Annotated in this window: 21 protein-coding genes and 5 pseudogenes; 14 read left to right on the forward strand and 12 right to left on the reverse strand. The window is 68.9% G+C overall.

The features are described from left to right. Positions 1–826: pseudogene (locus ABZ441_RS22580) on the forward strand (hypothetical protein); the annotation flags it as partial. 623 nt (positions 827–1,449) lie between these two features. Here the strand turns inward: ABZ441_RS22580 and ABZ441_RS22585 are convergent. Next, positions 1,450–1,571: pseudogene (locus ABZ441_RS22585) on the reverse strand (3-hydroxyacyl-CoA dehydrogenase family protein); the annotation flags it as partial. Between the two features lie 274 nt (positions 1,572–1,845). On the opposite strand from ABZ441_RS22585, the gene ABZ441_RS22590 reads away from it, so the two are divergent. Beyond that, positions 1,846–2,031: a helix-turn-helix domain-containing protein gene (locus tag ABZ441_RS22590; protein ID WP_358977106.1), complete on the forward strand. Its 186-nt coding sequence runs from the start codon at positions 1,846–1,848 to the stop codon at positions 2,029–2,031. 51 nt (positions 2,032–2,082) lie between these two features. On the opposite strand, the gene ABZ441_RS22595 is transcribed toward ABZ441_RS22590, so the two are convergent. After that, a complete protein-coding gene (locus ABZ441_RS22595; RefSeq protein ID WP_358977109.1) occupies positions 2,083–3,237 on the reverse strand; it encodes a site-specific integrase in 1,155 nt (384 codons plus the stop codon). A gap of 95 nt (positions 3,238–3,332) precedes the next feature. Here ABZ441_RS22595 and ABZ441_RS22600 point away from each other — a divergent pair. Next, a pseudogene (locus ABZ441_RS22600) lies at positions 3,333–3,497 on the forward strand (pirin family protein); the annotation flags it as partial. Positions 3,498–3,816: 319 nt separating this feature from the next. Further along, the gene (locus ABZ441_RS22605) at positions 3,817–4,380 is read left to right on the forward strand and encodes a hypothetical protein (RefSeq protein WP_358977111.1); all 564 of its coding nucleotides are present in this window, start codon (positions 3,817–3,819) and stop codon (positions 4,378–4,380) included. 405 nt (positions 4,381–4,785) lie between these two features. On the opposite strand, the gene ABZ441_RS22610 is transcribed toward ABZ441_RS22605, so the two are convergent. Next, positions 4,786–5,661: a universal stress protein gene (locus ABZ441_RS22610; protein ID WP_358977114.1), complete on the reverse strand. Its 876-nt coding sequence runs from the start codon at positions 5,659–5,661 to the stop codon at positions 4,786–4,788. Between the two features lie 384 nt (positions 5,662–6,045). On the opposite strand from ABZ441_RS22610, the gene ABZ441_RS22615 reads away from it, so the two are divergent. Then, a complete protein-coding gene (locus ABZ441_RS22615; RefSeq protein ID WP_358977117.1) occupies positions 6,046–7,125 on the forward strand; it encodes an alcohol dehydrogenase catalytic domain-containing protein in 1,080 nt (359 codons plus the stop codon). A gap of 54 nt (positions 7,126–7,179) precedes the next feature. Here ABZ441_RS22615 and ABZ441_RS22620 read toward each other — a convergent pair whose 3' ends face one another. Next, entirely contained in the window at positions 7,180–7,875 is a 696-nt protein-coding gene (locus ABZ441_RS22620; RefSeq protein ID WP_358977120.1) for a response regulator transcription factor, read from the reverse strand. A 237-nt stretch (positions 7,876–8,112) separates the two neighbouring features. Here ABZ441_RS22620 and ABZ441_RS22625 point away from each other — a divergent pair, with 237 nt between their 5' ends. From ABZ441_RS22625 to ABZ441_RS22635, 3 genes are all read left to right on the forward strand, one after another. Continuing rightward, complete coding sequence (locus ABZ441_RS22625; RefSeq protein ID WP_358977123.1) at positions 8,113–9,861, forward strand: GAF domain-containing sensor histidine kinase; 1,749 nt, start codon at positions 8,113–8,115, stop codon at positions 9,859–9,861. A 158-nt stretch (positions 9,862–10,019) separates the two neighbouring features. Beyond that, positions 10,020–10,922: a universal stress protein gene (locus tag ABZ441_RS22630; RefSeq protein ID WP_358977126.1), complete on the forward strand. Its 903-nt coding sequence runs from the start codon at positions 10,020–10,022 to the stop codon at positions 10,920–10,922. Further along, the gene (locus ABZ441_RS22635) at positions 10,919–11,584 is read left to right on the forward strand and encodes a CBS domain-containing protein (protein ID WP_358977129.1); all 666 of its coding nucleotides are present in this window, start codon (positions 10,919–10,921) and stop codon (positions 11,582–11,584) included. Before ABZ441_RS22630 ends, ABZ441_RS22635 begins: the two co-directional genes overlap by 4 nt. 95 nt (positions 11,585–11,679) lie before the next feature. Here ABZ441_RS22635 and ABZ441_RS22640 read toward each other — a convergent pair whose 3' ends face one another. The 6 genes from ABZ441_RS22640 to ABZ441_RS22665 form a co-directional block, all read right to left on the reverse strand. After that, positions 11,680–12,126 carry a universal stress protein gene (locus ABZ441_RS22640; RefSeq protein ID WP_358977133.1) on the reverse strand — a complete coding sequence of 149 codons (447 nt, stop codon included), beginning with the start codon at positions 12,124–12,126 and terminating at the stop codon, positions 11,680–11,682. Between the two features lie 186 nt (positions 12,127–12,312). Further along, positions 12,313–13,308, reverse strand: coding sequence for a nitroreductase (locus ABZ441_RS22645; RefSeq protein WP_358977136.1), 996 nt, complete (start codon positions 13,306–13,308; stop codon positions 12,313–12,315). Positions 13,309–13,331: 23 nt separating this feature from the next. Further along, positions 13,332–14,222 carry a universal stress protein gene (locus ABZ441_RS22650; protein ID WP_358977138.1) on the reverse strand — a complete coding sequence of 297 codons (891 nt, stop codon included), beginning with the start codon at positions 14,220–14,222 and terminating at the stop codon, positions 13,332–13,334. A gap of 79 nt (positions 14,223–14,301) precedes the next feature. Next, complete coding sequence (locus ABZ441_RS22655) at positions 14,302–15,660, reverse strand: nicotinate phosphoribosyltransferase (RefSeq protein WP_358977141.1); 1,359 nt, start codon at positions 15,658–15,660, stop codon at positions 14,302–14,304. Between the two features lie 488 nt (positions 15,661–16,148). After that, positions 16,149–16,832 carry a CBS domain-containing protein gene (locus tag ABZ441_RS22660; protein ID WP_358977144.1) on the reverse strand — a complete coding sequence of 228 codons (684 nt, stop codon included), beginning with the start codon at positions 16,830–16,832 and terminating at the stop codon, positions 16,149–16,151. Between the two features lie 66 nt (positions 16,833–16,898). Beyond that, positions 16,899–17,366 carry a hypothetical protein gene (locus tag ABZ441_RS22665; RefSeq protein WP_358977146.1) on the reverse strand — a complete coding sequence of 156 codons (468 nt, stop codon included), beginning with the start codon at positions 17,364–17,366 and terminating at the stop codon, positions 16,899–16,901. A gap of 459 nt (positions 17,367–17,825) precedes the next feature. Here ABZ441_RS22665 and ABZ441_RS22670 point away from each other — a divergent pair, with 459 nt between their 5' ends. Next, positions 17,826–18,857 (forward strand): alcohol dehydrogenase catalytic domain-containing protein, encoded by a 1,032-nt coding sequence (locus ABZ441_RS22670; RefSeq protein WP_358977357.1) that lies wholly within the window; start codon positions 17,826–17,828, stop codon positions 18,855–18,857. Positions 18,858–18,882: 25 nt separating this feature from the next. Next, positions 18,883–19,002 (forward strand): annotated as a pseudogene (locus ABZ441_RS22675) (IS5/IS1182 family transposase); the annotation flags it as partial. A gap of 167 nt (positions 19,003–19,169) precedes the next feature. Here ABZ441_RS22675 and ABZ441_RS22680 read toward each other — a convergent pair. Further along, a pseudogene (locus tag ABZ441_RS22680) lies at positions 19,170–19,489 on the reverse strand (hypothetical protein). Positions 19,490–19,796: 307 nt separating this feature from the next. On the opposite strand from ABZ441_RS22680, the gene ABZ441_RS22685 reads away from it, so the two are divergent. Genes ABZ441_RS22685 through ABZ441_RS22695 form a run of 3 tightly spaced genes read left to right on the forward strand, consistent with a single transcriptional unit; the run spans position 19,797 to position 22,301 of the window. Further along, positions 19,797–21,161 carry an MBL fold metallo-hydrolase gene (locus ABZ441_RS22685; protein ID WP_358977149.1) on the forward strand — a complete coding sequence of 455 codons (1,365 nt, stop codon included), beginning with the start codon at positions 19,797–19,799 and terminating at the stop codon, positions 21,159–21,161. A gap of 34 nt (positions 21,162–21,195) precedes the next feature. Continuing rightward, complete coding sequence (locus ABZ441_RS22690; RefSeq protein ID WP_358977151.1) at positions 21,196–21,561, forward strand: rhodanese-like domain-containing protein; 366 nt, start codon at positions 21,196–21,198, stop codon at positions 21,559–21,561. Further along, positions 21,558–22,301, forward strand: a complete 744-nt coding sequence (locus ABZ441_RS22695) for a sulfite exporter TauE/SafE family protein (RefSeq protein ID WP_358977154.1) — start codon at positions 21,558–21,560, stop codon at positions 22,299–22,301. The genes ABZ441_RS22690 and ABZ441_RS22695 overlap by 4 nt, the downstream gene beginning before the upstream one ends. Before the next feature lie 20 nt (positions 22,302–22,321). Here the strand turns inward: ABZ441_RS22695 and ABZ441_RS22700 are convergent, their stop codons facing one another. Continuing rightward, positions 22,322–22,609, reverse strand: a complete 288-nt coding sequence (locus ABZ441_RS22700; protein ID WP_205021521.1) for a metal-sensitive transcriptional regulator — start codon at positions 22,607–22,609, stop codon at positions 22,322–22,324. A gap of 54 nt (positions 22,610–22,663) precedes the next feature. Between ABZ441_RS22700 and ABZ441_RS22705 the strand changes: the two genes are divergently transcribed. After that, complete coding sequence (locus ABZ441_RS22705; protein ID WP_358977157.1) at positions 22,664–23,098, forward strand: hypothetical protein; 435 nt, start codon at positions 22,664–22,666, stop codon at positions 23,096–23,098. Positions 23,099–23,112: the final 14 nt, after the last annotated feature.

Consider the following 23,112-nt stretch of genomic DNA (forward strand, 5'->3'; position numbering starts at 1 on the left):
GATACTTCCGGGGTGCAGGCATCAGACCTGTGCTTCCCATCTGCCGGATCAATCATGCCCGGCTTCAGGGCCGCTACGAAACCCGGTTCAGCTCATCGCAGCGGCCCATGGCTATTCCAACCTTCTCCAGCTTTACAGCAAACGTGGAAGTCATGGGAGGGACGACCTTCTGGAGGGAACTGAGCCCTACGCCCAGTTCATGAAGGCCATCGAGGCTCTCTGCGCCGCCTATGAAGCTAAGGAGTACGCCCACCTCACCACCCTCCTCGGCACAGGGCCCCTCACCATCCGCAAGCACTCGGACAAAGCGAAGATCAACGGCATACTCCAGAAGATCACCGCAGTCCGGGCCACCGGAACCGTAGGCGACGTCCTCGACGTTGTTACCCGCGCCAAGCTGATCGCTCCGCCGGGCAGGGTGAAGTCCATCGAACGCACCATCGGCGCGGAGGGCCTCGATGAACGTGCTCAGAGAGACGCCGACTTCGCGGCCAGCCTGCGCGCCGTCAATTACCAGGAGGTCGTCCGGCTCACCCAATACCGCAACGAGCTCACTCCCTTCTCCACCCAGCATGGGGTTAAGGGTGACGAGTACGAGAACGTCGTGGTCATGATCGACGACAGCGCGTGGAACCAGTTCAACGTCGACCGCATGCTCACGGGAGACGACCACCGCAAAGAACGGGCCACCCGCTCCCGCAATCTCTTCTACGTCTGCTGTTCCCGAGCTATCAGTCGTCTCGCCGTCGTCTTCGTGACTCCGCTTAGCCCTCGAAGTGAAGCAGTGGCACGCGAATGGTTCAGCGGCGCTACGGTTCACGATTAATGCTCTAACCGCGCAGCTCCGCCCGGATTAACCTGCGATCACCCTGTTCACGGTGAATGTCGAGGCTAGAGGTGGGCAGGGTACTCAACAATGACGGTGGAACACTTTGTAGAGGTCCGATAGCCACCGGTGCTCGTCGCCTGGAATGGGGTGACGCGGCGCAGCCAGCTCAACTGAGTCGCCCCGGTGGGTCGCTGGCAGCTCCACCGGTGGACAACCGGTGAACAGACGCCTTTGGGCGGTGCAGCACAGGCCGCCCAACCGCACGTGCTCTGATCAGGAAGAAGGTCAGTACGCAGCGGGAGACGGCACCCCGCAACCTAGTCGCTTTCGGTCTCGTAATGCGTAGTCCGGGGGCCGAGTCGACAGGGACTTTTCAGGGACTTTCAGCTCTGTCGGAGGGACATCCGAGGGAGTTTTCGCAGTACAAGCACGGAAGGCTGTGACAGCGCTGAAAGGCCCAGGGCATCGGGCCCGCGCATCCGCGCCGTCGCTCCATAGCGCTCCGGCACGGCGTCGGGTCGGCAGTAGAAGACGAGGCTCTTGGGGGCCACACACGGTCCTGACCTCGAGCAACGTGCCCGGCGGGCCCGGCGTGAACGCCGGGCCCGCCCGTAGGACGGTCAGCCGTACGGGTAGAAGCCCGACCCCGTCCTGTGGCCCAGCCGGCCCGCGTCCACCATCCGCTGGAGCAGCGGGGAGCGGCGTACAGGGGCTCCTTGTACTCCGCGTACAACTCATCGGCGCCGCGGATACCTCTGTGACCTTCGTCTTCGTTGGCTATGGGGCGGCTTGGACATCGAGTTTGAATGAGGTGCAACGGACCCTCTGTTGCGCCAGCCATTTGAGGATCTGTAGTTTCGGTCCGCTTCCGCGCAGGGCTGCCCAACTTGCGCTCAACGTCTGCAGGTTGCAAACAGCTCACTGATCGCGAGTTGTTCATATCATTGACTGGGGGCATGGCCAAAACGGGAACCGTCGGGAGGATCACTGCCATGTCTATCCGAGGAGTGGTCACCATGGCTGCGCATTTCCTGAATGCCAAACAGACCGCCGAATATCTCAACGTGTCATTGACTTGGCTCTACCGTGACGCACCTCGTCATGGGTTGGTGGCGTACAAGTTCGGCAGTGGTCGTAACGCCAAGCTGCAGTTCAAGATCAGTGACATCCAGAAGTGGGTCAGTCAGCAGTACGTCGGCTGAGCGTCATCAGGGGCGGGGCATCGTGTCAGATGCCCCGCCCCTGATCGAGTGTTATGCAACTAGGGCCATGTCCAGTATCTTGGCCGCCTGTCCGATGGAGCCGGGCATTAGATGGCGGTAGATCTTGAAGGTGACATCGAGGTTCCTGTGGCCCATCCAGTCGGCGACGTCTGTGATTGGAATCCCGTGGCTGAGGCAGTTCGAAGCGAAGAAATGGCGCAGTCCATACAGCACCATCCCCTCCGGTATGTCCGCCGCGCCTGCGGTCTTCAGCCGACTCCACTGGTTCGACACACCCCAATGAGGGTACGGCTGCGTGGGGTCCGTCGGTCGGCGAAGCAGATAGCCGTCGATCGAGCCACGCTTCTCCGCGTATTCCTCGATCGTTACCCTGACGCTGGAGGGCAGCGGTACGTCGCGATACTGCCACGCCTTTCGGTGCTTCAAAGGCCCGTACTTCCCTGTCGACATGACGACCTGCTCCTTGACGCGGTAGACGTCGTCCGCGACGAGGTTGTTGAGGTTGATGGCTGCGGCTTCACCATTGCGGAGTCCGCAGCCGCTCATCAGGTCGACGATCAACTTGAACGCGTCGTCTCCGGCTTCACGCAGGGATCGGAGCTGGGGCAGGGAAGGGATGACTGCGCGGGACGGATCGTACTGCGGAGGCTTGACGCCGGTGAGTGGGCTCTCTGCGTAGAGGCCGAGTTGATGCGCATCCAGGAGTATCGCCCGCAGCTTGTCGAAGGCGTTTGCCTGAGTGGCCAGACCCGCGTGTGCCTTCTCCATGGTCCGGATGAAGCCATCGACCACCTTGTGGTCGAAGCTGTTCATCCGTCGGCTGCCGAGTGCCGGCAGGATGTGGTGCTCCAGGAGTGACTCGAGGTGGCGGACAGAAGCTGCTGCGAGGTGCCGCTGCCCTGCCATCCATTCGGTGGCGTATTCCTGGAAGCGCATGGATCCGTACTTCTGGATGCGGTCAGCCCTTGCCTGTGAGGAGGGCCGAGCCTTTTTCTCCTTGTAGATTTCTGTCAACCGCGAGATCGCTTGGTCCTGAGTGGCGAAGCCTCCCTCCTCCGCTTGCTTTCCTGTCGAGCTGCGATAGCGAATCTTGTATGGGTGGAGGCACTTTGACCAGCGATGCCGTGGGTGCTCGCACTCCTTGAAGAAGGACCCCATGCCGTGAGCGAGTGTGCGTGCTGCCATCTCGTGAAAGCTCCCTTGCGTCCAATGCTGACCTCTTGCTGACCAGCGATGGTGCCTGAGCCCCCTGACCTGGGGAGAAACGGCAATTCCGTGATATGTGGTGGAACTTCATCGGACGGTCGCACGAGGAGGTCGAGGAGGCCCGGCAGGCGTGGGCGGACGGCTCCCGCTTCGGCGAGGTGCACGGCTACGACGGCGGTCGGCTGTCTGCTCCCGCACTGCCGCCGGTGGCGCTGAAACCGCGAGGGCGGGTGCGCTGACCTGAAGTGATGTGCCGCTTGGCGCTTCCCGTATCGAGTGCCTTGCTGCGTCCCCCCGCCGGTACGAGGGTGCCTCTACGTCGTTCTCTGAGCATCGGCCACACCCAGAAGCCCGTCCGCAGCCTGCGAATGATGACGGTGGGGGAATGGGCTGACCACCGTGCGGCACCTGCCCTCCGGTTCCGAGCTGCCCCCGTGCCGGGCACTGTGGGCGTCGGGGACGGCACCGGACGGCCGCGCCCAGGTGGCCGGTTCCCGGGGCCCGCTGTCCACTGGGCTGGTGGCCCCGCCCGGGTGGCCGAGGACAGAGGACTCCCTGATGAGACTCCACACCAAGGCAGCCGCAGCGCTGGCCTCCACAGTGCTGATGGCGGCCACGGCAGCCGGATGCTCCGACGACGGGTCCGGCAGCGGCAGTTCCGGAGGTACGGACAGGGGTGTCCAGAACGGCGGCCGACAGGTCGATGTGCCCGCTGCTCCGTCCAGTTCCCCCACCACGACCGTCTCCGTCAAGGACGGCACGTACGGCAAGTCACTCGTGGATGACAAGGGCATGACGCTCTACGTCTTCGACAAGGACACCAAGAACAAGTCCAACTGTGCCGACGCCTGTCCCAAGGCGTGGCCGCCGCTGCTCATCAAGGCAGCGCCCACCGCGGGCAGCGGGGTCAAGTCGAACCTGCTGAAGACGACGACCCGCGGCGACGGGAAGAAGCAGGTGACCTACAACGGTCACCCGCTGTACCGGTTCGACGAGGATCAGAAGGCCGGCGAGACCAACGGGCAGGCCGTCGACGCGTTCGGTGCCAAGTGGTACGTCGTCAGTCCCGAAGGAAAACAGATCACCACCAAGCCGACGAGTGACACCGGCAACGGTTACTGATCCCCGGCGGATGACGCCCCTGGTGGACGGGTTTCCGACCGGCGGCGGCCGTCTCGGCAGGGGCTTCGTGCGCGAGTCCGAGAACGGACCTTTCGTGGTCATGAAGGACTTTCCGCCGGAGTCGACAGCGGCAGGGGTGCCGTCGATGCCGCCACCTCCCGATCTCGCGCTACCGGGCGACGAGTTGCCTGCTCAGGTGCGCACGGTGCAGCCGGGCGCAACGATTGGCGAAGCCATGGCAAGCACGCGAAAAACTCCCGGGGGGACACGGTGATCTTGGCCGAGTTCACTCGCATGGAAGGCTTCGCCGTTGCGCGGGGGCATCCGTTTTCACGGTCAGGTCCGCGAGGCTGGAACAGGCGCGTTGACGTGGTCGAGTCCAGATCGCCGTTGGCCGTGAAGCGGTCAGTGGTGGGCTACGACCGCGACGGGGGAAGAGGCGTGGCGGAGGACGTTGTGGGTGACAGGTCCGATGTGCGCGCCCACCGAGGACCTGCGGATGCGTCGTCCGACGACGACGAGGCCCGCGCCGGCTCCGCTCTCCAGGATCTGGTCCGCCGCTCGGCCGATCGTCGCCCGCACGTCGACACCGACGGTCGGCCACCTCTGCTGCCAGGGCGCCATCAGGTCGTTCAGCTTCGCCTCCACCTTGCGTGTGAGCTGCTCCGTGACCGCGGGTTCATACGCCATCCCGGAGCCGTACAGCGGGGGAGTCGCTGCACTGTGCAGCACACACAGCGGGCATGCGCGCTGAGCCGCCTCCTCGAAGGCGAATGCGAGGAGGGCGTCGCTCGGCCGGTCGGTGTCGATTCCGACGACGACCGGACCGTACGCACCGTGACCCCGCGTCTCGCGCTCCGCCTCTTCCGTCCCGCGTACGAGTACGACGGGCCGCTCCGACCCGCGAAGCACCGCCAGGCCGACGGAACCGAGGACGTGACCGGAGACGGTTCCCAGTCCCCGCGACCCCAGGACGAGCATCTCGGATGTGGGGGCCACTTCGGTGAGCGCGACGTCCGGCGGACCGTCGACCGCCATCGTGCTGACCCGCAGGTGCGGATGAGCCCCGCGCAGTGCGTCCGAGGCATCCACAAGGAGCGCCTCGGCCCACCGCTCACGTGCCTCGGTTTCGCCGACGCGGAAGCCGACGGGAGACGGCCCCTCCTCGCAGTGGACGAGAAGGAGGGGCCGTTCCCGGAGGATCGCCTCCCGCGCGGCCCAGTGAGCCGCAGCGGCGCTCTCGGCGGATCCGTCCAGACCGACGGCGATGCTCTGGTTCATGAAGGGCCTCCTCGCCCTCTGCCGAACCGGCTCAGCTGTCCGGGACCAGTGCGTGCCCCGGGAGCCCGCACCTCGGCGGCCCGGTCACCCCTACTGTCGGCAATCGGACCGGGCGGGGGAAGGGCCGTGCGGACCCGTTCCAGGGCCGGGAGGCCGCGGCTGACTGCTGTACCCGGCGTCATGTGACCGGTTGCGGGAACACGGGCCACGAGGCCCCACCCGCCTGTTCGGCCACGGCCCGTCCGCACGCGACCGCGATGGCACCCCGGTCGCGTGCGCCGGGGACAGGGTGGTCCCGGTCGGGTGCCGACCGGCCCAAGCGTCGCGACCTCCCCGTTGCGAGTCTGGTGACAGGCGCTTCGAGCAGCGGAGAGGGACGAGGTCATGAAGGCACTGGTTTTCCACGGCGAGGGGCAGAAGTCCTGGCAGGACGTCCCCGACCCCGGTATCCAGGACGCCGGCGACGCGGTGATCCGTGTCGACGCGGTCACCATCTGCGGAACGGATCTGCACATCCTGAAGGGAGACGTGCCTGAGGTGACCCCGGGCACCGTCCTCGGGCACGAGGCGGTGGGCGAGGTGGTGGAGACAGGAGGCGACGTGCGGAGCGTACGGCCGGGCGACCGGGTGCTGGTCTCCTGCATCAGCGCCTGTGGCCGCTGTCGCTTCTGCCGTGAGAACCGCTTCGGGCAGTGCCTGGGCGGAGGCGGCTGGATTCTGGGGCACCTGATCGACGGCACACAGGCCGAATACGTCCGCGTGCCCTTCGCCGACCTCTCCGTCCATCCACTTCCCCACGCCGTGAGCAGCGAGGACGCCGTCCTGCTCGCGGACATATTCCCGACGGCGTACGAGGTGGGCGTGCTGAGCGGGCGCGTGGGACCGGGCGACACGGTCGTTGTCGTCGGGGCGGGGCCCATCGGGCTCGCGACCATCGCGACCGCACACCTGTACACCCCGCGCAGAATCATCGCGGTCGACGTCGCACAGTCGCGGCTGGAGGCCGCGCGCGCCGTGGGCGCGGACGTCACCGCCGGGGCCGACGAGGACCCCGAGCTTCTGGTCCACGACCTGACGAACGGTCTGGGTGCGGACGTGGTCGTCGAAGCGGTCGGGGTCCCCGAGACCTTCGAGCAGTGCATGCGGATGGTGCGACCCGTCGGCAGGGTCGCCAATGTGGGCGTGCACGGCGAACCGGCGGCACTTCACCTGGAGAGCCTCTGGTCGAAGGACGTGACCATCACGACCGGCCTGGTGGACACCCGCTCCACTCCGCTGCTGCTGGAGATGATGGCAGCCGGCCGACTCCCCGCGGCACCCGCACTGGTCACGCACCGCTTCACGCTTCCACAGATGGAAGAGGCGTACGACGTCTTCTCCGGTGCTGCCCGCACAGGTGCGCTGAAGGTGGTACTCGGCGCGTCCTCGCACGCCGCCGTCTCACTGCCCGCCCAGGCTGCCTGAAGCAGCGCTGCTCGGCCGGGATGACGGCCCCGGCGGCGAACCCGGGAAGCGGAATCAGCGTTCCGACTGCTCGCGGTCGTGCGCCTGTGTGGCGATGACCGCGGCCTGCACCCTGCGCTCCACGCCCAGCTTCGCCAGCAGACGCGAGATGTGGTTCTTCACCGTCTTCTCGGAGAGGTAGAGCCTCTTGCTGATCTGCCGGTTGGTGAGCCCTTCACCGATGAGGTCCAGGACCGCGCGTTCCCGGTCGGACAGCACCGACAGCCGTTCGTCGCCTTCCGGGTTCGACGAGGCGGGGGAACGCAGCGAGCGCATGAGGTGTGCCGTGGTCGTCGGGTCCAGCATCGACTGCCCGGTTGCCACCGTTCGCACGGCCGCCACGAGATCCACTCCCTTGATCTCCTTGAGCACGTAGCCCGCGGCGCCCGCCATGATCGAGTCGAGCAGGGCCTCCTCCTCGTCGAACGACGTCAGCATGAGGCAGGCGAGATCAGGCATGCGCGAACGCAGCTCCCTGCAGACGGTTATCCCGTCGCCGTCCGGCAGCCGGACGTCGAGTACGGCGACATCGGGCCGAAGCGCCGGACCCCGGGCGACGGCCTGTTGCGCCGTCTCCGCCTCACCCACCACGGTGAGATCCGGCTCGGAGTCGAGCAGGTCACGCAGTCCGCAGCGCACCACCTCATGGTCGTCCAGCACGAAGACCCGGGTGAGCCCCTCTCCAGCGACACCGGCCCGTTCGTCTGTCATTGCTGCCCCTGTACCCGTCGTGGCACGACGACGCGCCACGTGAACCCGTTGCACGGCCAGTATCCCTCCGCGGAGCCCGTTCGGCTCGGCACGCCGGGAGGCACGGTTCCTTCCTGCCTCTGCCTCTGCCTCTGCCCCTGCCTTCCGGTCCGCGCGGGAAGGCGCGGCTTCCCGCTGCCGGTCATACGGTGGTAGGCGAGGCAGTTCGTCCGCCGGCGTCACAGAAGGGTGGCCGTCGTGAGTGAAGGCGATCCGGGCGCCGACTCGTCGACACACGCCGAGTCGCGGACACATGAGCTGCTGAGCCGGCTCCAGGCCCGCCTGGATGCCGCCCGCGTCTCCCAGGACCAGATCCACAGCCTCCTCGAGGCGGTCCTGTCCGTAGGCCGTGAACTCGAGCTTTCGCAAGTACTGCACCGCATAGTCCAGGAGGCCACCGTCCTCGTCGACGCCGAATACGGCGCCCTCGGTGTGGTTGGTGAGGACCACCGCCTCTCGGAGTTCATCCCGGTGGGCGTGGACGACGAGCAATGGGCGGCGATAGGCGCGCTGCCCGTGGGGCACGGCCTCCTCGGAGAACTGATCCGCCACCCGGAACCGCTCCGGCTGGCCGAACTGGCCGAGCACCCGTCGTCGTACGGCCTCCCGCCGCATCACCCGCAGATGCATTCCTTCCTGGGCGTCCCGATCCGCGTGCGAGGGCAGGTCTTCGGCAACCTCTACCTCACGCAGAAGCGCGGTGCCCGGGAGTTCGACGCGGAGGACGAGTCGTTGCTGCTCACTCTGGCCGTAGCCGCGGGCATCGCCATCGAGAACTCTCGACTCTACGAGGAGTCCTGCCGCCGTGAACGCTGGCTGGCCGCGGGCTCCGAAGTCACGAACAGCCTGCTGTCGGACTGCCCCCGGGCCGAGGTGATGGCCCTGATCCTCAGGCGCGCCCGCGCGAACGTGTCCGCGGACCTGGGGCTGATCGCGATTCCCGTCGAGGGCGCGGGCAAACTGCGGATCGCGCTGGCCACCGGTGCCGAGGCGGAAAGACATCACGGGTCGTTCGTGCCCATGGGTGCCGGCTACCTCGGTACCTCCTTCACACGTGCGGGGGCGTCGGAGACCACCGACATCGAGAACGATCCGCGCAGCCGGGACGAGGTCGCGCGTTGGGCCGGCTTCGGCCCGGCGGTGGCGGTCGCCATCGGGTCGGGAGCCGCTGTCCGAGGCGTGCTGCTGCTGGCCCGCAAGAAGGGCAGCACACCCTTCTCCGTTGAGGAGTCGGAGCCGCTGACGGCGTTCGCACGCCAGGCCTCGCTGGCCATGGAACTGGCTGAGCGCCGGAAGAACGCGGAACAGACGGCCGTCCTGGAGGACCGGGACCGCATCGCCCGTGACCTGCACGACCTGGCGATCCAACGACTGTTCGCCACCGGAATGACGCTGCAGGGCGCTCAGCGGTTCGTGACGCATCCGCAGGCGGAGCAACGGCTCCGCAGGGCGGTGGACGATCTGGACACGACCATCAAGATCATTCGTTCCACCATCTTCGGACTCCGCACGCACGAGACGGGCGGCGCCGCCCCGCCGGGCCTGCGCAGCAGAATCGCGCAAGCCGTCGAGGCACCCACGGTGTCTCTGGGCTTCGCACCGGGTCTGCGGATCGAAGGGCTCGTCGAGACCCGCGTTCCGGCACCTCTCGCCGACCACGTGGTGGCCGTACTCGTGGAGGCGCTGAGCAACGCCGCGCGGTACGCGAGGGCCGGCTCGATCGACGTGGACCTGAGCGTCACGTCCGAACGGCTCACGCTGACGGTCACCGACGACGGTGTGGGCATTCCGGTGGGCGCGGTGTTCAGCGGGCTGGACAATCTCCGCGAACGTGCCCGGGCAGCAGGGGGCGGCCTGGACATCGGTGCCCCGGACGGCGGTGGCACCAGACTGACATGGACCGCCCCAGTTGCTCCGGGATCGGCCCACGACCGGCCCGACCGGTGACTCCGCCGACATCTTCGACGCCGGCCGCAGCCGGCGCCCGGACGGCGGCGGAGGGCCGCCCGGGCACCCCTGGGGTCCGGTCGGCCCTGTGACCGGCCGCGGTGCCGATGGGACCGTGGCAGGAGTGGAAGGTATGCGCGGACAGGGACGTGAGGACCATGGCATCTCCCCCTCTGGTTGTCGGTGTGGACGGGAGCGAGCCCAGCATCCGTGCCGCTGAGTGGGCGGCGGACGAAGCGACGCGCCACGGACTGCCCCTGCGTCTGGTGTACGCGTCCTTGTGGCAGCGCTACGAGGGTGCCGCGCTCGCGGCCCGGCTCTCGCGTCCCGACGGACAGGTGATGGCCGAGAACATCCTTGGCGCCACGGTGGAACGCATACGCCTTCGCACGCCGGACCTGCGCGTCACGACCGACGTCCCGCACGAGGACGCCGTGGACGCGCTGCTGAGAGAGGGCGAGGAGGCCTTCGCCCTGGTCACCGGCTCACGAGGGCGAAGCGAGTTCGCCGATCTGTTGCTGGGATCGGTGAGTCTCGCAGTCGCGGCGAGAGCCCGTGTACCCGCCGTCGTCGTGCGCGGTGACAAGGCCGGACTGGACGGGGCACACGGACGGATCCTGCTCGGTGTCGGAGACACCGACATCGATTCGGCGGCCGTGCGATTCGCCTTCGCCGAGGCGCTGCTGAGGCGGTGCGAGCTGGACGTGGTGCGTGCGTGGCGCTGTCCGTCCCACGACACGGCGGACCATCCGCTCCTGGCCGACGACTCCGCCCAGTACCACGAGGCGCAGGCCTCCGAACTGCTCGACGCGGCCTTGGCCGCGGCTGTGGCCGCTCACCCGGGAGTGCCGGTGCGGCGAGTCGTCACGGAGGGGCCCGCGCGGAAGGTCCTCACCAGCCGTTCGGCGGTGGCCGACCTGTTGGTCGTCGGAGCGCACCGGCGGCACCGTCAGTTCGGCATGCAACTCGGCAGGGTCGCCCACACGGTCCTGCATCACGCGGCCTGCCCCGTAGCCGTCGTTCCCGAAAGCGAGAGCGCTTCGGAAGGAACAATGCCATGAACCGCCGGTCTCCCCACCGTGTGGACGATGTGATGACGAAAACGGTCGTCGCGGTGGGACTTGACGCCCGATTCAAGGAGATCGTCACCGCCATCGACCAGTGGCAGGTCACCGCTGTGCCCGTACTGGAGGGCGAGGGCAGGGTGGTGGGGGTGGTGTCCGAAGCGGACCTGCTGGCCAAGGAGGAACTCCGGGACACGGACGCCACCATGATCGGCCAGCGGGAGCGCCTGGCGGACTACGCGAAGGCAGGAGCCGTGACCGCCCGCGACCTCATGTCGTCTCCCGCCGTCACCGTTCCGGCGGACGCCCCCCTCCCCGAAGCCGCCCGGCTCATGGCCCACCACGGGATCAAGCGGCTTCCGGTCGTTGACGGAAACGGAGTCCTCAAAGGAATCGTGAGCCGGGCGGATCTGCTCAAGGTGTTCCTGCGGACGGACGAGGAGCTCGCGGAAGAGGTGCGCCATGAGGTCGTCGACCGCCTGTTCCCCATCTCGCACGGGGACATCCGGGTCGAGGTGACCGAAGGACGTGTCGTGATCACCGGATCCGTCCGTGACGCCGCGCTGATTCCCGTCGCCGAGCGGCTCGCCGGAGCGGTGGAGGGTGTGGTGGACGCACAGTGCCACCTCAGCGGTCCTACGACGGCGACGACGCCTTGACCTGACCCACGGCGGTCGCCCGCTTCCGCCGACCGGGCCCGCGGCGGCCCTGCTGCCGAGGCTCGGGCCTGCGGCGACCGGCCGGATCAGTGGGCTCAAGTGGCCTTGGCTCGGACGACCACGACGGGACACCTGGCGTGCTGAGCGCAACGCTGGCTCACTGATCCCAGCATGGCCCGCGCGAAGCCGCCACGCCCCCGGTTGCCGACGACAAGAAGTTCCGCTCCTTCCGAAGCCTTGACCAGGACCTCCGACGGGTCGCCCTGCACCAGCATTTCGCGCACCTCGGCAGGCTGTACGTCGCCGAATACCGCGCGGATCCCCTCGGCGAAGCGGAGACGTGCGCGCTCCAGGTCGAAGCCGGCTTCCGTGGCCGGCCCGGCCCACCCGATCTCGGAGGGGGTGTCCCAGGCGCACACGGCCTCGACTACCGCGCCGGTGAGCTGGGCATGGTCCGCCGCCCAGCGGAGGGCCTCCTGGGAGGGGACGGAGCCGTCGACGCCGACTACGACACGAGGGGTGGTTTCCCTGCTGCTGTCCATGACCGCCTCACCGCTTCTCGGGGGTCCCCGCTCGTCCACACTGCCCGGGCTCCGGGCGCCGCGCCAGTGGAGACGGTGTCGTCCCGGCCGGGGCGCCGGTGCCGGGCCCCGGATACGGCGTCGTGCCGGCCGGGTCTGCGGTGCCGGGCCCTCGGAGGCGGCGTCGCCTCAGCCGCGCGGCCGGTCTCAGGACGCTGCCTGCCGCTCGATGTCGAGTACGTCGCTCACCGCTCGACGAGGTGTCGGGGGCACGAGAGGGCCGTATCCCAGCCGGAGCAGCATCTGAGGGAACGCCGACGTCGCGGGCGCGCCCGGATCCCGCAACAGCCAGCGCAGCTCCGTGTTCTCGACGGCCTGCGAGTTGAGCGAGGTGGACAACCCGTCCAGGGTCGCCTGCAGAAGCACACGCTCCAGGGCCTGGCCGGCGAGCAGCCAGTCCTGAGGGCGGTCGGCGGACGTTCCGAGCACCGCGAGGCAGGGATACCGCTCGAACACCGCCGACGCACGGCCGGGGTCCGGGCGTCCCACGGCGAAGTCCCGTACCGGCGCCCTGCCGTCGTGGCGGTGCGGCCCGAAGGCATAACCGGGTATCCCGGCGGAGTCATCGGCTCCGGCTCCTGTCCATCGAGCGATCTCGTCCCTGACGTCAGGAGAGAGCGACTCGTTCTGCTCGGCCTCCTCGACGACGTCGAGCACCGCGTCGACCTGCCAGTCACTCAGGACGGACATGCTCGCGCCCTCGGACCGCGCCGCACCCCGCAGACCGTCGAGGAGGGCCTCGGGGACCGACTCGTCGGTGAAGGGCTCGCGACTGCTGTGCCGGCGGACGATCGCCGGGTACAGCGTCGAAAGGGTGTCCGGCCCGTCGTGCTCGGTGAACACCGCGGTCGCGGCCAGACCGTAATCGGCGGGATCGGGCAGCAACCGGACGCGCGCCGACCATCCCGCGTGTGCGGCGGCCACGCGGAGGTTGAACAGCGCGGCGCCGCAACTGATGTGCATGCCGCGGTCGGCGGGGTCTGTGCGGGGCATGGAGCGTGTCGGGTCCATACGCACATCCAGCACGTTCACGGCCGGTGAGTACCTGAACCGCCAGGGCTGGGCGTTGTGCATGGACGGTGCCATGGTGGCGTCGCCGATCCACGCGCTCACTGCCGCGACATCGGCATGTCGAGTCGGCATCGGTGTTCCTTCCCGACCGGTTGTCATACGTGAGGCACCACGGCGACGGGGCAGGCGGCATGATGGATCACCGCGTGCGCCACGTGTCCGAGCCGGGGACCCATCGGATGCCTGCGCCGACGACGGCCGACGATCAGCAGCCCGGCGCCGGGCGACGCGTACACCAGTTCCGCGCCCGGTGTCCCGACCACGGCCCTGGCCTGGACCGTCACATCTGGGAAGCGCTCCCTCCACGGCGCGACGGTGCGTTCCAACGTGTCCGTGATGTGGCCTTGGAGTTCGTCCCCCAGCCCCGGATCGGCGGTCTGGGCGTACGAGTACATCGCCGGCAGGGACCACGCGTGCACCACCCGGAGGCGGCTGTTCCTCCGGGCCGCTTCGGTGAAACCGAACGCCAGCAGCCCCTCGTCGGCCCCTGTTTCCTTCAGGTCGACACCGAGGACCAGTTCCTCGCTCCCGGGAGCGGCGCCCTCGTCCACCGCGTCGGCGGGGTCCTCGCTGCGGACGAGCACGACCGGCCGTTCGGAAGCAGCGACGACCGGCAGCGAGGTGGAACCGACGAGGAAGCCGGCCAAGGCGTTCAGCCCCCGTGAGCCGAGCACCAGCAGCTCCACCCTCCCGGGTGCGTCGACCTCGGCCATGAGCGTCCGAGTGGGGTTGTCGCCGGACAGGTTGTCCGTGGTGATCTCCAGGCCCGGCCGGTCCAGCCCGGCCGTCCGAGCCGCCTTCTCGAGCAGCGCCTGGTCCTCCTCGGACTGCTGCGGCGGGACCGGTACCTCAGGTGTGAGGGGCCACTCCCGTACGTGAATGATCCGGAGGGGCAACTGTCTGAGCCAGGCCTCACGCGCGGCCCATCGCACGGCTGCGAAACTCTCCGGCGTTCCGTTCAGTCCTGCTGTGACATTGCCCGTCATGGTGATCGCCTCGCAGTGGTGGAGGGGGTGCCGCGGAGATGCCGCAGCGGTTCGGCCTCCTGCGGAGTTCCGTAGAGGCTCATGTGCCCCCCTGCGCCCAGGCCGCTCTCCGTTTCCCGACGCCCTCCTCCAGCCGGAGGCGGACGTCGGAGGTCAGGTTCGAGAGGCGAGCGGACACGGCGGGCACGGGCGGTTCCGGTTCGTCGATGCTGCGTGCGGACCGGGGGAGGGCGGCCAGATCGGCCACGAACCGTTCGTGTGCCGCGGCCAGGGTGTCGGGGGCACCGGTGCGGCGCCCTGCGGACATGACCGGGACCAGCAGCGGCTCCCGTCCCTCGGGCACCTCTTCGTCCGCCAGCGCGATCACATCCGCCGCCTCCGGGGAGCGGAGAACCTGCTTACGTCCGGGCGCGGTCACCTTGGAGGCGGAGAGCTTCATCGCCGGCCGGCCGGCGTACTCCACCAACTTGTACGCCGTATCGAGGTACGGGGCGTCGGCCGAGGTCCCGACCTTGGTCCCGACGGCATAGATGTCGATGGGCGCGCCGCAACGGACCAGGTGGTCGATGCGGTACTCGTCGAGACCACCACTGGCGATGATGGCGACATCCGACAGTCCCGCACCGTCCAGGATGTCGCGTGACTGCCGGGCCAGGTCAGCGAGATCACCGCTGTCGAGCCGGATCGCCGAGCCCGGGCCCCGCCGCAGGGCGTTCAGGACCCGAGCGGCGGTCACGACGCCTTCGGCCGTGTCGTAGGTGTCGACCAGGAAGGTGACCGGACCGGGACGGCCTCGCGCGAACGCCGTGAACGCTGCCTCCTCGTCGCCGAAGGCCTCGATGTACGAGTGCGCCATGGTGCCGGAGGCCCGGGTCTTCCAGCGGAGGGCCGCGGCGACGTTGCTCGTGCCGGCGAAGCCGACCATCGTCCCCACTCTGGCCGCCTGCATCCCGGCGTCCTGCCCGTGCGCGCGGCGCAGAGAGAAATCGATGACGGGGTGCTCGGCCGACGCGAGCACGCATCGTGCCGCCTTGGAAGCGACGGCCGTCTGATGGCTGATCTGATTCAGCAGCCAGGTCTCCACGAGTTGTGCCTGGGGCAGGGGCGCGGTGACTTCCAGCAGCGGCTCCCCGGACAGGACCGTCCTACCTTCCGGCACGGCACGGACCTCCCCGTCGAAGCCGAGGCCGATCAGCGGTCGCACATCGTCGGGCGGGCAGCCGAGAGCCGCGGCGAAGTCCTCCGCGTCGTCCGGGGTGACGCGAAAACCGCTCAGGAAGTCGAGAACCGGCTCCAGCCCCGCGCTCACCAGGAAACCGCGGCCCTCAGGCAGCCCGCGTACGAAGAGGCTGAACGTGGCGTCCTCGGTCAGTCCCTCCCGCAGATAGGAGAGGGCCATCGACACCTCGTACAGATCCGTGGTCGTCACGTGTGACACGACGCTCGTCCCTTCTCCGCGATGTCACGCACGGTGACGGAGCGGCTGTCCCGGCAGAAGGGTTCTGCTCACCCTCCAGCGTTCCGCGCGGCCGCGGCCCGTGTGAAGGGCCGATCGGGGCACCCTCGGGAAAAGCGGTCTGCCCCGCTCCGGTGACGGTGGCTCTTCGCGCTCCGGAGTCCGCAGGTCACTCGGGGCCGACGACCATCCGACCGGTCAGGGGCAGCGCGGAGGTGAGCCCGAAGGCCGCCGGTCTTGATCTGGGCAACGACATCGCGGACCACGTCGGACAGATACTGGTCGCCAGGAGGGTGCTGACTGCTGAGGACGTCGCCCACGGGAGTTACCGGGCGCAGGTGACACGGGATCCCGCCGCCCGGCCGAGACCGCCGGCGGGCAGGACCTGGTCGCGGAGCTGGGTGAAGTCGACGTCGTGCTTGAGGTCGTGCGCCGCAGGCTGGGTGCCGAGTCCGTGGGTGCGTTGCCGCTCATTCCGCGCTCCCGGCTGCGTGCCACGCCCCCCGCGCGCGGTCGTGGCCGTCACGGTCGCTGAGGTCGAGACGTATGTCGATGACGCCCTCCACCGCACGGACGGCACGGGCGATCAGCGGGACCAGTGAACGATCGGACAGGGTTCCACCCAGGGTGACCACGCCGTCGGACACCTGTACGCCCATACCGGCGGCAGCCTCGATCCCGCCCAGCACGCCGAGTGCCTCGGCGGCGATCTCCTCGTCGGACCGCAGGAAGACCTTCAGCAGATCACCTCGGCTGACGACTCCTTGCAGCAGCCCGCTGCCGTCCACCACGGGCAGACGCTTCACATGCCGTCGTGCCATGATCCGCGCCGCCTCGGCTATCGTCGCGTCCGCGTGGACCGTGACGGCCGGGCTGGACATGAGCTGTTCCGCGAACAAGGCGTCGGCCTTGCCGGCGTCCATGGACGCCGGGTCACCGGGCGCCGACGTCGCGGCAGGACGGTTGCCTTCCTTGGGCAGGAGATCCGCCTCCGACACCACACCTATGACCCGCCCTTCGCCGACGAGCACCGGCAAGGCGCTCACCTTCCACTGGTTCATCAGCTCGACGATGTCCTTGTACGAGGCCCGGCTCCCGACGGCGACGGCGGTGTGTGTCATGAGATCGCTCACGGTGTGAGGCGAAACAGTCATTACAGGCTCCCCTGGTAGGGCACGCGCGGTCCGGCCCCCGCGTCGTCCGGCTCGACCGGCCGTAGTTCAGTCACGTCGACTCCACTGCGGTTCCACCCTGCTCCACTCGGTCTCCCAGTCGGCTGCGCGGCGCCTGTTGCACACGCCACGTACGCCCAGCCCCGCCAGGGCTCCGACACCCGCGACGACGGCCGCGCTGCCCGCTCCCTCCGCCAGCGCCCCGGTCCACACGTCACCGTTCCCGGAAGGGGCGGAGGTGACGCGACCTTGACGGTCCAGCCAGAGGCTCGTGTGCTCCCCGCGCTGTGTGCCCACGGGCACCGGCGCGTCTTGTGTGACAGGTGCGCCGGAGGCACCGGTCCAACGGACCGGCACCGGCACGCGCTCCGTACGGCCCGACTCGTCCGCCCAGGGAGAAGGGCGGGCGGCGTCCCTCAGGACCAGGGCCCGTTCGAGATGGCGGTCGGCCCGCTGTTCGGAAGCCACCGACCTCTGGTGGTCGTAGGCCGCCCAGCCCTGTGCCACGCCGATCATCGAGGCGCAGCCGACGACCACGGCACACAGGACCAGCAGTAGCCTCGCTTCGAGGACGTCGATCCGCCGACGAAGCGGGTGAGCGCTCCACCCCCGCTTCCAGATCGCTGAAGACATGGCGTCACGGTCTTTCCGGCTATGCTCCGGTCTCCGCGTCCGCGACAGGCACCATTCCGAGATGCCGTTGTCCTTGCAGATGCCTTGGCCGACGGTCTCTCCCGAGTCTGCGCGCGGCGGCAAAGACCCTGAAGGGCCGTCCGACGCACGGAGATGGGCCGACCGGCCCACCCCTCCTCCGCGGCCGGGCGACAGCACCGGGCCGTCCCCTGACGGGAGGGGGTCCGAACGACCCGGCGGGTTGCCCCGTCCGTCTCTCGCACGAGACGCACGACGCACCGAGACTGGAAGAGAGATCCGCTGCGGCACTTTCGGCCGACGAGGTTTGCAGAGGTGATTGTGGTGCACGCGTTCGTCTATCACGGCCCTGGCCGGGGGCTTTGGGAGTCCGTCGACGACCCTGTGATCGAACAGCCGACCGATGCCCTTGTACGGGTCGAAGCCACCACCGTGTGCACGGGAGACCTGCTCACGCTCCGTGAGGGCGCAGCCGATGTGAAGCCCGGTACGGTCCTGGGGCACGAAGCCGTCGGCGAGATCGTGGAAGCCGGCCCCGAAGTACACGCCGTGGCCCCGGGTGACGAAGTGATCGTGTCGTCCATTTCCGCCTGTGGTCACTGCGTGAGGTGCAACGAAGGAGCGTACGGTCAGTGCGCGTACGGTGGAGGGTGGCTCCTGGGCCACGAGGTGAACGGCACCCAGGCGGAGTTCGTCCGCGTTCCCTTTGCCGACCATTCCACGCACAAGCTGCCGTACACCCTGGACAGGAGCACCGCCGTCCTGTTCTCCGAGGTCCTGCCCGCGGCTTTCGAACTCGGGGTCCGCAACGGAGAAGTCGGCCCCGGCGCCGTGGTCGCCGTGATCGGGGCAGGGCCCGTCGGACTGGCAGCCTTGGTCATCGCCGGGATGTACACCCCCGCCAGGGCCGTCGTGGTGGACCTCTCGCCCCGCCGCCTCGACATCGCCGCCGGCCTCGGGGCCGACGCGGCGGAGCTTCCGGGAAAACTGATCGCGGAGCTGGCGGAAGGGCCTGGAGCCGATGTGGTCATCGAGGCGGCCGGAAGTCCCGACAGTTTCAACCTGTGCACCCGAGCCGTACGTTCCGGTGGTCACATCGCCAACATCGGTATGCACGGCGCCTCGGTGACCCTGCATCTCGAAGAACTGTGGCGCAAGAACGTCACGATCAGCATCGGCCAGGTCGACACGTCTTCCACGCCCTGGCTGCTCAAAGCGCTCGCGCCCAAGCACCTGGACTCCCTGTCGCAGCTCATCACGCGGAAACTCGACTTCGCCGAGGTCGGTCGCGCCTACGAGATCCTCTCCACGGCCGTCGAGGACGGCGCGCTGAAGACGGTCCTGCTGCCCGCGTAGTCCACCCGGCAACCGGATTCCTCTCTCTGACGGCGAATGGGCACGGTTGGAGCCACCCCTGCGGGCCGTCCAAGCAGGCGCCGATGCCGATGGCCGGAGCGAATGGAGCATGGTCAGCGTGGACTCCAACTCCTGTCGAGCTCATTAGCACCCCAGCTCATCCCACGCCTCTGCGTCGTCCTCGCGCTCGGCCGCCTCCCGCAGGGGCCGGCCATTCGCCGGCGGGTCCACCGGCAGATGCGTGGCATCGAATTCCTGCTCGGTCCGGTGAAGGCATGGACCACGCCTTGCCCGGAATCGCCCTGCTCAACCTCAACCTCGGTCGCCCTGGAGGCGGCAGTCGCGAAGGATTTTCCAGGTCTTCATACGGGCGACGACGGGCTCGATGCGGGCGCGGACCTGTTTGTGGGCCTGTTTTCAGTCGGACAGCTCTTCGCCATTGCGGCGGTGGGGGCATCACGAGCCTTGGAGATACCGAAGAGCGGGGCGAGCCGGCGCAGCGTCAGGTCCGTGCGACAGTACGCCTACCGGCACCCGGTCCTTCAGCGGAGGCGTCCACGGGCGGCCCCTGCGGACCGGATCTGCACCTTCGCGGCGCAGGGCCGTCACCAGCTTGCCGAAGCCGGGCGCAGCTACGTGATCGGGGCTGTCCGGGACGGCTCCGATGCCGTGATCACACAAGACGCCGCAAGATCGTCTCACCTGCGACCAGTAGCTACGGGACAGGTCTGTCGAGCTCGTGCACGGTGACGGGGCAAGTTGCTGACCTGCGGCGATGCCGATCGCGCACGAGGTCGTCAGCTCGACCGATTCCTGCAGCGCCGCCGCGCAGGCGGCGGCCGAGGCGGTCGACCCCTGGCTGGAATATACCCCCGGGGGTACAAGTGTTACGGTGATTTAAATACCCCGGGGGGTAAATTGAGCGGAAGGAGTATCGGCGTGTTCTTCATCGACACCATCGAGCTGGAGGGCCTCGGCAACCGCAGCTACCTGGCCGGGGGTGAGCGGACGGCGGTCGCGGTGGACCCGCCCCGGGACGTCGACAGCGTGCTGGCCGCCGCTGCCCGTCGGGGAGTGCGGATCTCCCACGTGGTGGAGACCCACATCCACAACGACTACGTGACGGGCGGCCCGGAGCTGGCGAGGATCACCGGAGCCGCCTATCTGGTCCCGGCCGATGCCCGTGTCGCCTTCGCGCGGGTGCCCGTCGCCGACGGGGACACCTTCGACGTCGATGCCGGTCTCACGCTCGCGGCCATGGCCACGCCCGGGCACACGCCGCACCACACCTCGTACGTACTGCGGGACGGAGAGCGCCCGGTGGCGGCGTTCACCGGCGGATCGCTGCTGATCGGCACCGTGGGCCGCCCCGATCTGGTGGAGCCGCGGCTCACCGAACACCTGGCCCGGGCCCAGCACGCCTCGGCCCGCCGCCTGGCGTCCGGGCTGCCGGACGAGACCGCGGTGCTGCCCACGCACGGATTCGGCAGCTTCTGCTCCTCCGCGCAGGCGGACGGTGACTCCACCACCATCGGCAGGGAGAAGTTCGCGAACACCGCTCTCACCACGGACGTCGACACCTTCGTCATCGACCTGCTGGCCGGCCTCGAGGCCGTGCCGGCGTACTACGCGTACATGGGCCCGGCCAACGCGGGCGGGCCCGCGCCCGTCGACCTGACGCCCCCCGCCCTCGCGGACGCAGACGAGATCGCGGGACGGCTCGCGGCGGGGGAGTGGGTCGTGGACCTGCGTAACCGGGTCGCCTTCGCCGAGGGCCACGTGGCGGGTTCCTTCAACTTCGAGGCGGACGGCAAACTCGCCACCTATCTGGCCTGGATGATCCCGTGGGGCAAGCCGGTCACCCTGCTCGCCGAGTCCGCCGATCAACTGGCCGCCGCACAGCGGGAGCTGGTCCGGGTCGGTGTCGACCGTCCGGCCGCCGGTGCCACCGGCGGCCCCGAGGCCTGGCTGCGACCGGGGGAGCGACCGGGCTCCTTCGCGCGGTCCACGTTCGCGGGACTTGCGCAGGAGATCTCGAGGCCGGGTCCGATCGTGGTGCTGGACGTGCGCCGCGACTCCGAACGGGCTGCCGGGTGGATCAAGGACTCGGTGCACATTCCGGTCCACGAACTGCACGGCCGCCTTGACGGGATCCCCTCGGGCACGGTGTGGGTGCACTGCGCCGGAGGCATGCGCGCCGGGATCGCCGCGTCGCTGCTCGACGCGGTGGGGCGGGACGTGGTCGCCGTCGACGACGGCTTCGACGCCGCGAAGAACGCGGGCCTCGCCGTCGTCACCGCCTGAGTCCGACGTTCCCATCAGAAAGGAGACGGACGGGATGTCCCTGTTCCGGAAGAACGACGCGCGCCTCTCGGCCGACGAGGCACGCAGCCGTACCGATGGCGATCGGTACGGCGAGATCCTGCTGGACGTGCGGGAGGAATCCGAATGGAGGGCCGGCCACGCTCCGGGGGCGGTGCACGCCCCGCTGACCGGGCTGGTCGCCGGAGCAGCGCTTCCTCGGGTGGCGCGGCGCCGCGCGCTGGTGGTGATCTGCCGGAGCGGGCACCGCTCGCAGCAGGCGGCGAAGCTTCTCGCAGGGCGGGGTGCGGACGCCGTGGACGTCAGGGGCGGCATGAGGGCCTGGGCCGCCGCCGGGCACCCCGTCGTCGACGAGCGCGGGAACCGCGGCTCGATAACGTGAGCACCCTGATTCTCGCGCTCTTCGCCGGAGCCGTCATCGGTATCGCCCTCGGAGCGCTCGGCGGTGGTGGGAGCGTCCTGGCCGTTCCGGCCCTGATCTATCTGCTCGGCTTCTCGGCCGTGTCAGCCGCCTCCGCGAGTCTGATCATCATCACGGCTACCTCGGCCACCGCCCTCTACACCCATGCCCGGGACGGGAACGTGGCGTGGAGGACGGGAGCGCTGTTCGCAGCGGCCGGCGTCGTTCCGGCGTTCCTCGCCGGTGCCGTCTCCGGCCGTGTCCCCGAAACCGCGCTCACCGCGGCGTTCGCGACGGTCGCCGCCCTCGCGGCTCTGCGGATGCTGAAGCCGTCCGGCAACGAGCCGCCGGAGAGGACCGCGCCGGTCAAGGCGGTTGGTACGGGGGCGGGGCTCGGTGCGATGACGGGCTTCCTCGGGGTGGGCGGGGGCTTCCTTGCCGTGCCCGCCCTGGTTGGCGTCCTCGGACTGCGCATGAGGCAGGCGGTGGGCACCAGCCTGCTCGTCATTACGGTCAACTCCCTCGCCGCTCTCACCGCGAGGGCGGGAACCGGCGGCGACCTGCGCTGGGAGGTCATCGCGCCCTTCGCCGGCGCCGCGATCCTCGGTGCCTGGGACGGCAAACGGCTCGCAGCCAAGATCACCGGCACGGCCCTGCAGCGGATCTTCGCCTGTGTGCTGCTGGCGGTGGCGGCCCTCATGCTCGTCGACGTGCTCGTCTGACCACGGAGGCCGCCCGAACCTCAGGCCAGGGAGAGGAACAGTTTCTCCAGCCGGGCGCGCATCTCGTCCCGGTCCTCCTCGGAGCGGAGGCCTTCCTCGACGCCGGTCAGGCACTGCTGCAGCCCGGTGGCGATGATCGCGAACCCGGCCCTGTCGAGCGCACGCGAAGCGGCCGCAAGCTGGGTGACGACCTCTTCGCAGTCCCGCCCCTCCTCGATCATCCGGATCACACCGGAGATCTGGCCCTGTGCCCTGCGCAGCCGGTTGAGGACCGACTTCAGTTCGGCTCCCGCCAGGTCAAGCTCCACCACGACAACTCCTCATGAAATACCCCCAGGGGTAATGTACTCCCCATTCGGGGCATGGTCGAGGACAAGAATGGCACCCGCCACGACCACGCCGCCGGGACAGCTGTCCTGAGCGGCCGCGACGAACATCTGCCCTGCGGCCGTTCGCTCCTCGACGCGGGACACCTGGGAACAGGGGACGGCCGATCCGCACACGCCGGGCTGCCCCATTGCCGCGAGGCTGTGGAGGAGCTCGATGCGCTGCAGTCCTCCGTGCGACGCCTGAGCGCACAACCGCCTGTGACCGAGCCGTACGACACCCTTGCCCTGACACAGAGGGTGATGGACGTCGTCCGCCTGGAACTGCTCCCCGGACACCCACTGCCGCTGGGTGAACCGGACGAGGACCTCTGGATCATGGAGGCGGTGGCAGCCCGAACCGTCCGTGCCGCAGCCGAGACCGTCGCCGGGGTGAGAGCCGGATCCTGCAGGATCACTCCCGCGCAGTAACCGGCTTCGGATCC

The sequence above is a fragment of the Streptomyces sp. NPDC005752 genome, assembly GCF_040630715.1.
Taxonomy (GTDB): domain Bacteria; phylum Actinomycetota; class Actinomycetes; order Streptomycetales; family Streptomycetaceae; genus Streptomyces.